Annotated in this window: 11 protein-coding genes; 6 read left to right on the forward strand and 5 right to left on the reverse strand. The window is 41.9% G+C overall.

Annotated elements, in window-relative coordinates; all coding sequences use genetic code 11:
- The first annotated feature begins 59 nt into the window (after window positions 1-59).
- The 5 genes from I6E84_RS04180 to infA all read left to right on the forward strand — a co-directional run bounded on the left by I6E84_RS04180 (window position 60) and on the right by infA (window position 5,907).
- On the forward strand, window positions 60-1,796 hold the full coding sequence (locus tag I6E84_RS04180; protein ID WP_197216343.1) for a peptigoglycan-binding protein LysM: 1,737 nt from the start codon (window positions 60-62) through the stop codon (window positions 1,794-1,796).
- Window positions 1,797-1,847: 51 nt separating this feature from the next.
- A complete protein-coding gene (locus I6E84_RS04185) occupies window positions 1,848-3,425 on the forward strand; it encodes a FimV/HubP family polar landmark protein (protein ID WP_197216345.1) in 1,578 nt (525 codons plus the stop codon).
- A gap of 171 nt (window positions 3,426-3,596) precedes the next feature.
- On the forward strand, window positions 3,597-4,682 hold the full coding sequence (locus I6E84_RS04190; RefSeq protein WP_197216347.1) for an asparaginase: 1,086 nt from the start codon (window positions 3,597-3,599) through the stop codon (window positions 4,680-4,682).
- Between the two features lie 42 nt (window positions 4,683-4,724).
- Window positions 4,725-5,564, forward strand: a complete 840-nt coding sequence (truA, locus tag I6E84_RS04195; RefSeq protein ID WP_197216349.1) for a tRNA pseudouridine(38-40) synthase TruA — start codon at window positions 4,725-4,727, stop codon at window positions 5,562-5,564.
- 121 nt (window positions 5,565-5,685) lie between these two features.
- Complete coding sequence (infA, locus tag I6E84_RS04200) at window positions 5,686-5,907, forward strand: translation initiation factor IF-1 (protein ID WP_021814850.1); 222 nt, start codon at window positions 5,686-5,688, stop codon at window positions 5,905-5,907.
- Window positions 5,908-6,149: 242 nt separating this feature from the next.
- Here infA and I6E84_RS04205 read toward each other — a convergent pair whose 3' ends face one another.
- The 5 genes from I6E84_RS04205 to leuC form a co-directional block, all read right to left on the reverse strand.
- Window positions 6,150-7,271, reverse strand: a complete 1,122-nt coding sequence (locus tag I6E84_RS04205) for a L,D-transpeptidase family protein (RefSeq protein WP_197216351.1) — start codon at window positions 7,269-7,271, stop codon at window positions 6,150-6,152.
- Between the two features lie 422 nt (window positions 7,272-7,693).
- On the reverse strand, window positions 7,694-8,797 hold the full coding sequence (leuB, locus tag I6E84_RS04210) for a 3-isopropylmalate dehydrogenase (protein ID WP_197216353.1): 1,104 nt from the start codon (window positions 8,795-8,797) through the stop codon (window positions 7,694-7,696).
- A gap of 162 nt (window positions 8,798-8,959) precedes the next feature.
- Entirely contained in the window at window positions 8,960-9,676 is a 717-nt protein-coding gene (locus I6E84_RS04215) for a hypothetical protein (RefSeq protein ID WP_197216355.1), read from the reverse strand.
- Window positions 9,677-9,815: 139 nt separating this feature from the next.
- Window positions 9,816-10,466 carry a 3-isopropylmalate dehydratase small subunit gene (leuD, locus tag I6E84_RS04220; RefSeq protein ID WP_197216357.1) on the reverse strand — a complete coding sequence of 217 codons (651 nt, stop codon included), beginning with the start codon at window positions 10,464-10,466 and terminating at the stop codon, window positions 9,816-9,818.
- A 42-nt stretch (window positions 10,467-10,508) separates the two neighbouring features.
- Window positions 10,509-11,927, reverse strand: a complete 1,419-nt coding sequence (gene leuC, locus I6E84_RS04225; RefSeq protein WP_197216359.1) for a 3-isopropylmalate dehydratase large subunit — start codon at window positions 11,925-11,927, stop codon at window positions 10,509-10,511.
- Window positions 11,928-12,380: 453 nt separating this feature from the next.
- Between leuC and I6E84_RS04230 the strand changes: the two genes are divergently transcribed.
- On the forward strand, window positions 12,381-13,253 hold the full coding sequence (locus I6E84_RS04230) for a LysR family transcriptional regulator (protein ID WP_110922529.1): 873 nt from the start codon (window positions 12,381-12,383) through the stop codon (window positions 13,251-13,253).
- Window positions 13,254-13,479: the final 226 nt, after the last annotated feature.

The raw sequence follows: 13,479 nt of genomic DNA on the forward strand, positions 1-13,479 counted from the left end.
TAAACTAAGCGGTATTTTGTTATAACAGCAAAGATAACTTATATTCTAAAGGGCGGCACATGTCTGGTCATTTATCTCATCGTTTGACTAATATACATCGCGCGGTATCGGTGGCACTACTTTATTCTGTAGGTTATGCCGCCTTAGTGTCGAGTGCACAAGCGGCAACGATAGGAAAGACTGTCGTTACTTCTGCTCAGCATGAGCCTCTGGTAGCGAGCATTGCTGTTTCAGATATTAGAGCGTCTGATTTTTCAGCAAGCTTGGCAAACTCTACTATTTATCAACAGATGGGGTTGACCCAGACTGACTCAATGAGTGTACGCTTTCAGCCTACTTCAGCGACCAGTGGTCAGGTATTTATAACGACTTCGCAGCCAGTATCTAAGCCTTTTGCCGATGTGGTTCTGACTCTAAATGATAAAGGTCAACACAATGTTATTCCTAAGACATTGTTGATGCCGCTTAATGATAATGTGCCTGTTGAAGCAACTAAGAATACCGTTACTGGCGCAAAAAAACCCAGTTTACCAAGTGTATCCGCAAGTATTGCCGAGCCATTAACCGTCAGAAAAGGTGCGCCACCACCGTTTATATCAGCGCCTAATGTATCGACGAGCGAGTTAGTTGCCTCTAAATTGCCAGCGCCGAGCATGCAGTTACCTACCGTGGGTAATGCGGCGCAAGGCACCAATCTTGCTTATGCACCGAGTCGTTTGGATAATGGTCGCCTGAGCAATAGCATTGAGACAAATAATACCAATACTAATGACAATAAACCGAATTCAGCGAGCCGTTTAGACAATGGTCGTTTGAGTACAGATAATAATGTTACGACAATCGGCACCAATAATACCGACCTTAATGAAAATAAAAATACATCGATTACAGCGCTCACTGACAAAAAATTCGATATTTTAAATATACAAATCACCCGCCAAATACAGCCAAGTAGCAAGTCAGATAATGGCATAATGACTGCTGTGCCTATGATGCCCGCACCAAACGATAATAAAGCAAACATATCAACGCCCGATCTCGACACTAGCAATAGCATCGCTACCGCTACTCCGACGAATAATATACCTGCTAACATTGTTGCACCTGCATCTCCTAACACCAATGTTGCCAACAGTGCCTCTGACAACAATACGGCAATCAGTACTGCGGCTGCCCAGTATCAGGTACAGCGCAACGATAGCTTATGGGTCATTGCTCAGCAGATAGCACAAGAAAATGATCTCGATGTGCAAACCGTGATGAAACAGATTCAATCACAAAACCCTGATGCTTTTATTAACAAAGATGCCGATCAATTAAAAGCAGATGCCAAGCTTAGCTTACCTAGCTATGATGTCGTGCCATCACAACAGAAATTAGAAGCGGCTATTAGTGCACAAAGACAATATAACCGCAGAGCAAACACACCAGTGGTAAAAAAAACTGCTAAGACACCAGCTAAAAAAACTGCTGAGAAACCTCAAGCAACGAAACAACGTAAAAAACCAATGATTACGAAGACACAAACATTACCAAAAGCACAGTTTTCTGTGCTAGCTCCTGGTCACAATGGCAGTGCAGATGGTACTCAAGCGAAATCTGCTTCGGCAACAGGTAATGGTCTTAGTACAGACGTATTGGCAACACTCAAGGCATCAAGAGAAAACGCGGCCTTACAAGCTCAGCGCTTATCAAAAACCAGTAGTGTCCTTGATAGCTATACTAAAAAAATTCAACTACAGAACCAAAAACTGGCTGAGCTACAAGCTCGTCTCAAAAAACTACGCAATCAATAATTGCCTGACTAATCAATGCAATGCGCCGTGATCATAGGCGTGGGAGTAACTATGGACAACATGCTATATATCATCGCTGGATTGGTACTTATTCTACTAATAGTTGGTTTAGTACTGCGCAAAAACAAAGCGCAAAAATCCTCACCACAACCATTTGCAAAGTCGGAGCAAAACGCTGCTACGACAACTCCGGACCATGGTTCTCCTACCCAAAGCACTAAAGCTGAAGATAAATTCAATCATATTATGATTGCCCAACGCTTTATGGATCAACAACGCTATGACAAAGCGATTGAAACACTCAATCGTGGCCTAAGAGAGCAACCAAATGATGGTGAGCTATCTCTCAAGCTGCTTAGCATATATGCGACCATCAATCAGCCAGAAAACTTCAATAAAGTTTATGATGCCATCAAAACGCAAAGCGATCCAAAGAGTGTCGCTCTAGCCGACGAGTTAAAAGCTTTATTTTCTGAAGAGCAGAATCAAGTCGCGGCAAAAGAGGCACCAGTAGAAGATAATAACGGTTTTGAAAGCATAGATTTCGACTTACCAACTAGCCAAGTCGATAGTAATAACGGTACTCTAAGTAGCGAGCCTATCGTTAGTGCGATATCTTCAAATGATTCTCCAAAGGCAACCGCTCCGGACGACAAAGTAAACGATAGCTTTGATCTTACACTGAACGATTTAGAGAGCGGTTTCAACGAACCTGCTGCAACCAATACAGCGCCTGTCACATTAGATGTGACAGAAGATGAAAGTATCAATGTATCTACTGTTGATACTCCTACCGAAGATGACGAGCTTATTGATTTCGACTTTAGCTTTGATTCACCTGAAGAAACGAGTGCGCCAACAGAGCCTTCTATAGACGCAGCTTCATCTGATCATGCTACCGAAGATATGACGCTAGACAGTGAAGATTTCGTCTTAGATTTTGATGATTTAGCGACTGATGTTGATCTAGACACTGAAGAAACCATTGTTGAAGAGTTGGCTATCGATGCGTTCGAAAGTGATGCAGCAGAAGACTTTGTATTACCTTCAGACAACATTGATACGCCAAGTAGCAAAGAAACGTCGTTGGAAATCGAAGAAACTACCTTTGCAGAAAATAGTGATAACTTTGTTCTTCAAGACAGTAGTTTCGAAGAACAAAGTTTTGAGGACAGCGATTTTGAAATAGAAGATCTTGAAATAGAAGATCTTGAAAAAATTGATGTTGAAGAGCCAATGCTCAACGATAGCAACTTACCAGAAACACTTGCTAATGGGTTTGCTGCTATACCGACTGACACGCCACTGTTCGATGACAACAGCCTAGTAAGTGATGAGTTTGCTGTAGAGCCTTTGACTGCAGCTAGCCCAGTCGATATCGAGACTGATATTGCAACTGACGAAGTGGTCGAAACTCCTGAAACTGCAGAGGACTTCTCATCTCGTTTTGCAGCAGATTTTGATTTTGTAAAATCATTAGATAGCAACCAAGTGACTCTAGACTTGGCTGGCCAATATCTGCAACTGGGTGAGTATGACAGCGCCAAACGCTTACTCAATGAAGTGATTGCTCATGGCGATAGTGAACAGCAAAGCCAAGCGCAAACACTACTTGAGCGCACTGCCTAGTAAACAACCAGTTTTCTCATCAGCAAGTATTCTACTACCATAGAATACTTGCTGATTTTTTTTGCATTTAACCTTTATACTATCTATTATTAATAGAGCTTATTGAGTACATTCTAGACATCCTTTTCTTTCATACTTAATTATTACACCAATACTATGCCATCTTCTGCTATGACAACGACCATATCAAACCCTATTCAACTGATTTATGCTGGTGGTACTTTTGGAAGCTACGGAAGACCATTAGCACCCTTAGCCGCAGATGTGTTTTTGCCAACATTGCAGACACTGATGCTTAATCAGGATAGTGCAACCAAGCACCCAAGTATCTCTTGGCTAGATAATGCATTGATTAAAGACAGCAGCCAACTTACCCCAAGTGACTTTGTCCATTTTTATCAGCTGTTACTGACTGCTTATGCTCAAGGTGATAGACGCTTTGTGTTAATTACTGGTACGGACACCTTGAGCTACTTAGGAGCATTTTTGGCAGAAGCCTTTGCAGGTAGCGATATTTGTGTCATCGTCACTGGTAGTATGCGCCCATTGTTAGACAGTGAAGTACTACAGTCCTACACTATCGACACTCACAGTGATGCTTGGGACAACCTCAATCATTCGTTGAAACTGGCAGCGGCAGGTGAGTCAGGTGTCAAAATCAGTTTTGGTGGTGAATCTTGGCCTGCACAAACGGTACAAAAGATTCATAGTCATGATTTGATGGCATTTACTGGCCATTCTCGAGCAGCCTATCCTGCAAATAGCTACATTAAAAACCTACCAGCTACCCGACGCCAGCATTGGCTTGATGATCAACAATCACTACTTGCTAGCATTCAAGCGCGTGCTGAATCCAGCCGTGTCCATGCACTATATTGCTTACCTAATGATACCAACGTCATCAATACTCAGCTACAAGCGCTCTTATCACACCCACCCTCTGGCATTATTCTACTGGGATTTGGGGCTGGTAATGTTCCTTATTCCGCAGCACTAGCAGAAACATTAGAGCTGCTTCATAAAAAAGGGCACATCGTAATATGTGCTAGTCAGTGCCCATTTGGCGGTGTTAGCGATAGCTACGCGGCGGGTAGTTGGCAATATGACCATCATGTCATTGCAGGTGGACGTCTAACGATTCCGGCAATTTATGCGCGATTATTATGGCTGTTATTGCGTTACGACACTCCGGCAAGACGCAAACAGCGTTGGTTGAATAATGTCAGTCAGACTGGCACCAGCATAAAAAAACGATAAACTACTCTTAATCCCCTTAACTTTATAAGTTTAAAAATCACCATGTCTGAAACTGAAATTATCGAGTCTGAACGTTCGCCAATTTATACCTTAGCGATTGCTATTGAATTTTTGGGCACACATTATCATGGCTGGCAGCGACAACGAGAAGTGATGGGTGTACAAGAAGCACTCGAAACGGCTATTAGCAAAGTTGCCAACGAATCAGTAGAAGTCATCGCAGCTGGCCGTACTGATGCAAGCGTTCATGCCAGTAATATGATTGCTCACTTTACGACTCACGCTTATCGCCCTCCCCATAATTGGTTGCGCGGCGTAAACAGCTTGCTACCTGATGACATTGCTCTACGCTGGATTCAACCGATGCCTGCTGACTTCCATGCGCGCTTTGGCGCCATTGCCCGTCGTTACCGGTATATTACCCTCAACCAACCACAGCGCCCCGCGATACTCAATCATCAAGTCACGCATATTTATGAGCCGCTCGACTTAGCAGCAATGCAATTGGCAGCATCTGATATCGTTGGCACTCATGATTTTAGTAGCTACCGCGCCGCAGCTTGTCAATCCAATCAGCCAGTGCGTACCATCAGCCACGCTAGACTTTTCAAACACGGTCAGTTTATTGTGTTTGATATTCAAGCGGATGGATTCTTACATCATATGGTTCGTAACTTAATGGGTACTTTATATGCCATCGGTAGACATGAGTTAGTGCCAGAAGATTTTATGAATATTTTGCACAAAAAAGACCGTACGATTGCACCACCGACCGCCTCTGGTGATGGTTTATACTTCATTAATGCTTATTACCCTGAACGTTTTCAGCAGATATTACCACAGGCACCTTTGACCCCTATTTGGCTAAACCTACCTGACTAAATTGATATGAATTGGCATACATATCACTTACAGACTGTCAAGCCAAAACCCGGTTCCGTATTGCTTTAACCTGCTAACTTACGTATAATATGGGCTTATTTTTAATTGATTGATACAAATTATGGCAAAAGACGATATTATCGAATTTGAAGGCGAAGTCATTGATACCCTTCCTAATACTTTATTTAAAGTTCGTTTAGAAAACGGACATGAAATCATTGCGCACATCTCTGGTAAAATGCGTAAGCATTATATCCGCATCTTGACTGGTGATAAAGTTAAGGTCGAAATGACGCCTTATGACCTGTCTAAAGGTCGCATTACTTATCGTGGTAAGAACTAATTTTTTATTGACTAAAATGGTTATAAAAGCATTTATATAAACACAGCCAGTTGTCGAATGACACTTTTATCACTGGTATAAATGTTTGAGTGGTTTGACTGATAATAATAATGAAAATGCTAAGCTACTCATTATTTCCTATCAATATTTTAGTTATTTGAATTCCGTTTTTACCATAAAAAATACCGCTCAATATCAGCGGTATTTTTTTGTCTGTTTTTTATGATTTAGCTTATTTATGTTTAGCTAAATTCTACGGTTGCACCGTTTTTAATCACACCTAAAAGACTAAGTGCATCCCAGTTGGTCAGACGCACACAACCAGCTGATGCCTGACGACTGATACGAGCAGGATCTGGTGAACCATGAATGCCATAAGTTGGTTTACTCAGTCCAATCCATACCGAACCAACTGGATTGTTAGGGCCTGGCGGAATAATGGACTTGCGACCGTCATTGCCTGTATAGGTATAATTAGGCTCGTTTACTTTCACCTTTACGGTATGCGTGCCTGTCGGCGATGGTGTCGCTGTACTACCCACTGTTGTTGGATAACTAGCAACTAACTTATTGTTTTCGTCATAAGCATAAAGTGTCTCAGTATCCTTGTCAGCGACTACTCGGCTGACAGGCTTGGTGTTAGGGTTGCCAGGGTTATATACCGTAATAATTTCACCAGCAGTAAAGCTGGCATTAGGATTAAGAGATTTTAGATATTTCTCACTAATATGAAATTTTTCTGCGAGCGCCTCAGTGAGGCTTTCATAATACATTCCTTCGAGCTTGGATTTGGCCACAGAATCAGCAGGTATACTCGTAGTTTTGACGTTTACATCTGCATCAGTTAGCTGATAACTAACTAACACTGGTTGAACGATAAGCTTTTCATTTTTAATCAGTGCTTGCCACGTTTCATTGTTCAACGTGTCAGTTACAGTCAGACCATTCGCATTTTGAAATGCTTGCATGGCTTTGCGGGTATTTTTTCCCCAATATCCATCGACAGGCCCTACCCCATTATGATGCCAGTTCAATAAGGCTTGCAGTTTCGTTCCCATATTACGATCTATATCAGCATCCGTAGTCCAATTGATATTGTTCACTTCTTTTGCCGTGTCTGATAGGTTTTCAGTTGTGTATTTTATGGTAGGCAATAGCTTATTTAATGATGTTGCAGCTTTACTATCCCCTGTTAATTTTTGGCTTATCCCATTCGTCACTGGACTCACTTCTGTCGGAGCTGTAGCGCTATTATCTACAATCATGCTATTAGTTGGTTCTGCTGCAATACTTTGCCCCATAAAGACGACTGTAGAGAATCCAATCATTGCTATCGCTGTGCTTAATTTTTTTAATTGATACATGTGATACTCCTAATTTTTGATAATTTTTTTTGTTTTTTTTCAGTTTTTATTATGCATAAACTCTTATTTTTAGACGTTCAAACTTTTAATGGTTATAAAGCTTTTTCTATTAACTTCCTTATAAAATGATAAATACATCTATCCATTTATTATTAATCAATATTGCCATATTCCTCTGTGAGCATATAACAACTTTGTGTTAATGAGCGCCTTACACGATAGTAGCTGTGTTAAAACAAGTGCTTTTTTACAACGAGGTGGGTGAGTATGTTACGGATAATAAAACACTCAGATAAGCACGAAAAAACCCATAATCTGCTTAGCAAATTATGGGTTTGCAACTACAAGAATTTATGAAGATTAAAATAACTCAGTCTACAAATAAGACGGAGAAAATTTCAAGCTATATTAAAAGATGCTAATTAAACCAGTTTAGCCAATACTGCTTGACCCATTTCTATACAGCCTACTTGCTTAAGTCCAGCTTCAGTACTATCTAAAATATCAAGCGTACGTAGACCATCATCAAGCACATCACTGACTGCTTGCTCAATGGCTTTAGCAGCCTCTTCTTGCTTAAAGGTATAACGCAGCATCATCGCAACAGATAAGATGGTCGCCAATGGATTGGCTTTATTTTGTCCTGCGATATCAGGTGCTGAACCATGGCACGGCTCATACATCCCTTTACCTGCCACATCTAGACTGGCTGATGGCAACATACCGATAGAGCCGGTTAGCATCGCCGCTTCGTCAGACAATATATCACCGAACATATTGCCCGTTACCATCACATCGAACTGCTTAGGATCTTTGATCAGCTGCATACAAGCATTGTCCGCATACATGTGCGATAACGCCACATCGCTATAGTCCGCTTGTTGCATCTGGGTCATCGTCTGCTTCCACAGCTCTGTCACTTCTAATACGTTTGCTTTGTCCACTGAGCAAACTTTAGGCGCTGTACCTGCTGCTTGCGCACGTGTTTTTGCCAATTCAAAAGCAATTTTACCGATACGTTGAATCTCGCTCGTACTATACACCATGGTGTTATAGCCTTGCTGCTCGCCATTCTCTAATGTGCGAATACCACGCGGCTCACCAAAATAGATACCACCTGTCAGCTCACGAACGATAAGCAAGTCTAAACCTGAGATGATTTCAGGCTTGATACTAGAGGCATTAGCAAGCTGCGGATAAAGTTTTGCCACACGTAGATTAGCGAACAAACCAAGCTCACCACGAATCTTTAGTAGACCACGTTCAGGACGTTTGCTACGCTCAATGCCATCCCACTTAGGGCCGCCAACAGCGCCTAGCAATACTGCATCTGCAGCACGTGCGCGCGCCAAAGTCTCATCAGGTAAAGGCTCGCCAGTTGCGTCAATAGCAACGCCACCAATCAATCCAGACTCAAGTGTCAAACCCAATGTAAAATTATCGTTCACAGCATTAAGCACATCAATGGCTTGAGTCATGATTTCAGGGCCAATACCATCGCCTGCTAATGTTAAAATCGTTGCCATACTGATCCTTGGGTAAGTAAGTTTTATTTATAATACTGCTATAAGCACATGATAACTTTTAAAAGATAATTACTCGTGTAATGAGCTACACGAGAAAAAGAAATTTATCCCATTTAAAGGACTACTAAATTCTGTATCAATCTGAGACTAGCACACTGGTTATTAAGCTTTTGTTTTTGATGGTGTAGGCATAGTCTTGGTGAGACGCGTTTCTACAAACTCGCCTTGATGCTCAGCACCCAGTTCTTTGCAGAAACGGCGCTGTACACTGTTTCCTTGATATAGATCGACACACAAAGGCTCTGGTGAGGCGGTGTCTAATAAACTACCTGAGTTATCACTAGATTTCTTTTGATAAGCTCGAAGCTGATAAGTATCCGCCTCGACAAAATCATGAATCATCGCAAAACGCTCAACATAGCCCAAGTTGTTTTCTGGATAAAAATTCACTTGTACTTCTCGTTTGGCTGGCTTTACCCGTGCATAGTAATTGGTTAGACCGGCGATGCCTGAAGCCGATAAAGGTACAATTTTTATCTCATTTGTATGAGCAATCGGTGTCATATCCATTTTCATGGTGACTTTCGAACGGTTATTGCTACTGTCTGCTGTCATCGCAACGACCATCGTAGAGTTTATAGGCTCATGGGTATCCGTAGCTATCACTGGCACTTTATCTATTCTCGCAATTTCACAATGATAAGTGCCTATACAAGCAATATTTACTTCACCAGCGACAGGTTGAATCTTACCTGCCCACGCTTTTGCGCTTTCTGCCTCATCTATTTTCTGGTAGCCATTCATGAGCTGACAGCCTGACAACCACAAGCTGGCAGCAACAATTGTACTTGTCCATAAAACATAACGTTTTTTATTCATAATGACGGCTACTATTCATAAGTGAAATAATAAAATACTTTACAAAACCATACTTCATTTTAGCCAGTTCGCCGCCATAACTCAACGCTACATTGCTGTTGTTCAGCAGTTTTATGCACCATAGCTATCAATTAATTGCCTAGGCTCGTACTTCGTTGAAGATCCAAGGCGTTTTTTGCATCATTTGTTGCTCGTACTCTTTGATAGCATCGCTTTGCTGCAAAGTAAGACCGATATCATCAAGACCATTTAGCAAACAATGCTTACGGAAATCATCCACTTCAAAAGCGTACTCTTCACCTGTTGGTGTAATAACGACCTGACGCTCAAGATCAGCAGTTAGCTCATAGCCTTCATTAGCAACGGTAGCTTTCATCAACGTATCGACGATGTCTTCCGCCAATACAATTGGGAGCATGCCGTTTTTAAAACAGTTGTTATAAAAAATATCGGCAAAGCTTGGTGCAATAACCGTACGAAAGCCATATTCTGAAAGTGCCCACGGTGCATGCTCACGGCTAGAGCCACAGCCAAAGTTTCTGCGTGCTAATAAGATATTAGCACCCTGATAACGTGGCTGATTGAGAATAAAGTCTGGGTTGATAATGCGTGTGCTATTGTCCTGACCTGGATAGCCTTCGTCGAGATAGCGCCAATCATCAAACAAGTTGACGCCAAACCCTGTACGTTTAATAGATTTTAAAAACTGTTTTGCGATAATTTGATCGGTATCGACGTTTGCGCGATCTAAAGGGCAAACGATACCTGTTTGGGTGTTATAAGCTTGCATAAAATTTCCTATCAATGATGTTTTTATTGATGTGTATCCGTCTTAGAATGTGCGTACATCTACAAAGTGACCGGCCAATGCTGCTGCTGCTGCCATTGCTGGGCTAACCAAATGCGTACGACCGCCATTACCTTGACGACCCTCAAAATTACGGTTAGACGTAGAGGCACAATGCTCTTGTGGCTCAAGCTTATCGGCATTCATAGCTAAGCACATAGAGCAGCCCGGCTCGCGCCATTCAAAACCAGCGTCCGTAAACAAGGTATTCAAACCTTCTGCTTCTGCTTGCAACTTCACTTGACCAGAACCAGCAACGACAATAGCTTCTTTGATATTGTTAGCCACCTTACGACCCTTGATCACCGCTGCTGCATCACGCAAATCTTCGATACGTGAGTTGGTGCACGACCCAATAAAGATACGATCTAGTTGAATATCGGTAATTTTTTGACCCGCTTCTAGACCCATATAGGTATAGGCACGTAACCAACCCTCTTCTTGTGCTTCATCCACAGCTTGGTCAGGTGTTGGTACTGACTGAGTGATGTCAACGACCATTTCAGGTGACGTACCCCAAGACACTTGCGGTGCTATTTGGCTACCATCAATCTCGACCACGCTGTCAAATACTGCATCATCATCTGAATACAATGTGCGCCAGTATCCTTCAGCTTGTTGCCATTGCGATTCTGTTGGCGCATAAGGACGACCTTTCACATAATCGATAGTGATGTCATCGACCGCAACCATACCGACGCGCGCGCCCGCTTCAATGGCCATGTTACAGACGGTCATACGACCTTCCATACTCATCTCTTCAAATACTTGCCCGGCAAATTCAATCGCGTAGCCTGTGCCACCCGCTGTACCAATTTTTGCGATGATGGCCAGTACAACATCTTTCGAGGTCACGCCAGCACCTAGCTGACCAGTCACACGAATTTGCATATTTTTTGATTTCTTTTGAATCAGGCATTGAGTGGCCAATACATGCTCAACTTCAGACGTACCGATACCATGTGCCAAGCAACCAAGTGCACCATGGGTCGCTGTATGTGAATCACCACAAACGACTGTCATGCCTGGTAATACGAGGCCTTGCTCAGGACCAACAACGTGCAAAATTCCTTGACGAGCATCGTTGATCGTAAATTCAGCGATATCAAACTTGGCACAGTTATCATCCAAGGTGACCACTTGCAAGCGTGATACTTTGTCTTTGATACCAGACACACCTTCTAAGCGCTCTTTAGACACCGTTGGTACGTTGTGATCGGGACTTGCGATATTGGCGGACAAACGCCATGGCGCTCGGTTGGCCAATTCTAAACCTTCAAATGCTTGCGGACTTGTCACTTCATGCAGTAGATGACGATCGATATAAATGAGGCTCGAACCATCATCACGTTTAGTGACTTCGTGAGCGTTCCAAAGTTTGTCATATAACGTTTGACTGGCCATGTTGCTATCCTTTATTGGTTGCTAGCTACTTAATTACTCGATGGCTTACACCATAATAAACGAGGATTCTATTTAAAATTTATGTTTACATATAACGGCTTGATGGTATTTTCTTATCAATGCTTATTGGCTTAAAACTGACATTTTTCAATCAATATTTTCATCAAAATTGATCTATCAGGATATCTCTACTCTAGAGATACAAAATAACAATTATCTATTTTTTAATATTTATTGCTGCAATTGAGGCTCAAAACAAGTTTTATAGCGTCATTTATCAAGTTAATCTAATAAATATGTCACAATACGTCCTGATGTCTTGTGATTATAGCAGGCTAATCCTATAATAATAATTGATGATTTTTGACCAGACGCAAACTTTTATTTCTAATACATTGTGATTAGGCCAGCCAACTTTTATTTATAGCTCGATAAGTAGCTAAGGACATCCGCTTGAACACCACAAACTTAACGACTTTCGTCACTGTTATGCACACAGGCAGTATTTCGGGCGCGGCAGAAAAGCTGTTTATTACTCAGCCTGCTGTCAGTAAACGCATCAAAAATCTAGAAGATGAATTTAATATTACGTTGTTTGACACAGTAGGACGCGGGATTGTACCGACACAAGCAGCCAATGAGATGCTACCACATGCCAAACGTTGGTTAGAAGATTATGAAAATTTCAAAATCAACCTACAGCACTCTCAACATATTGTATCTGGCAAACTGGTCATCGGTACCAGTCACCATATAGGCTTGCATCATCTAGCGCCTGTGCTTAAACACTTTATTCAAGCTTATCCTGCCGTACAGTTAGAAGTACATTTCGTTGATTCAGAAAAAGCACACAAGGCCGTGTTAGATGGTGATTTATCGTTGGCATTCGTCACGCTGCCACCTGTTTATGATAAGCGCTTAACCTATCACACGCTATGGTCAGATCCTCTCTACTTTATGACAGGCACTTTATCGCCTTTAGCGACTAAGTCGAATGTTACCTTAGAGCAATTGGCCCGTTATCCTGCTATTTTGCCATCTGCCAATACCTTTACCAGTCAGATTACCTTGGCTGAATTCGCCAAGCACAATCTCAAGCCTTATGCCACGATGAGCACTAATCCACTTGAGTCTATTCGCATGTTGGTTTCTGTTGGGCTTGGTTGGTCAGTGTTGCCACAGACCATGATCAGTCAAGATTTGGAACGTATCGATATGGCTGATAACGTTGAGCTACAGCGTCATTTAGGCGTCGTGATCAATCCAAAACTAACACAATCTAGTAGTGTTACTGCTTTGCTAGACTTGCTTGCTCCTATCGAATAAAAACTGCTCTCTAAAGATAAATTTCTATAGTTACAATTGGGTCAATTTATTGGGTCAAAAAAGCACGCTATTCGCATTTGCGTCAGTCATACGTTATAATACACTCGGCATTGTCTACATAACAAAAACTTACCATATGAACACTGATAGTCATATATTGAAGACTTCTAGTAAGATATGATGGTTAGTAGTAGGTTTGATGGTTTTAAATGATTGGTTATACAGG

It is taken from the genome of Psychrobacter sp. SCQQ22 (assembly GCF_015864605.1).
GTDB classification, from domain to species: Bacteria; Pseudomonadota; Gammaproteobacteria; order Pseudomonadales; family Moraxellaceae; genus Psychrobacter; species Psychrobacter fozii.

Bases quoted from the DNA above. Each gene is read 5' to 3' on its own strand.
- leuC (WP_197216359.1), bottom strand. From the start codon at position 11,927: ATGGCCAGTCAAACGTTATATGACAAACTTTGGAACGCTCACGAAGTC.
- infA (WP_021814850.1), top strand. From the start codon at position 5,686: ATGGCAAAAGACGATATTATCGAATTTGAAGGCGAAGTCATTGATACC.
- I6E84_RS04215 (WP_197216355.1), bottom strand. From the start codon at position 9,676: ATGAATAAAAAACGTTATGTTTTATGGACAAGTACAATTGTTGCTGCC.
- leuB (WP_197216353.1), bottom strand. From the start codon at position 8,797: ATGGCAACGATTTTAACATTAGCAGGCGATGGTATTGGCCCTGAAATC.
- I6E84_RS04185 (WP_197216345.1), top strand. From the start codon at position 1,848: ATGGACAACATGCTATATATCATCGCTGGATTGGTACTTATTCTACTA.
- I6E84_RS04180 (WP_197216343.1), top strand. From the start codon at position 60: ATGTCTGGTCATTTATCTCATCGTTTGACTAATATACATCGCGCGGTA.
- I6E84_RS04190 (WP_197216347.1), top strand. From the start codon at position 3,597: ATGACAACGACCATATCAAACCCTATTCAACTGATTTATGCTGGTGGT.
- I6E84_RS04205 (WP_197216351.1), bottom strand. From the start codon at position 7,271: ATGTATCAATTAAAAAAATTAAGCACAGCGATAGCAATGATTGGATTC.
- leuD (WP_197216357.1), bottom strand. From the start codon at position 10,466: ATGCAAGCTTATAACACCCAAACAGGTATCGTTTGCCCTTTAGATCGC.
- truA (WP_197216349.1), top strand. From the start codon at position 4,725: ATGTCTGAAACTGAAATTATCGAGTCTGAACGTTCGCCAATTTATACC.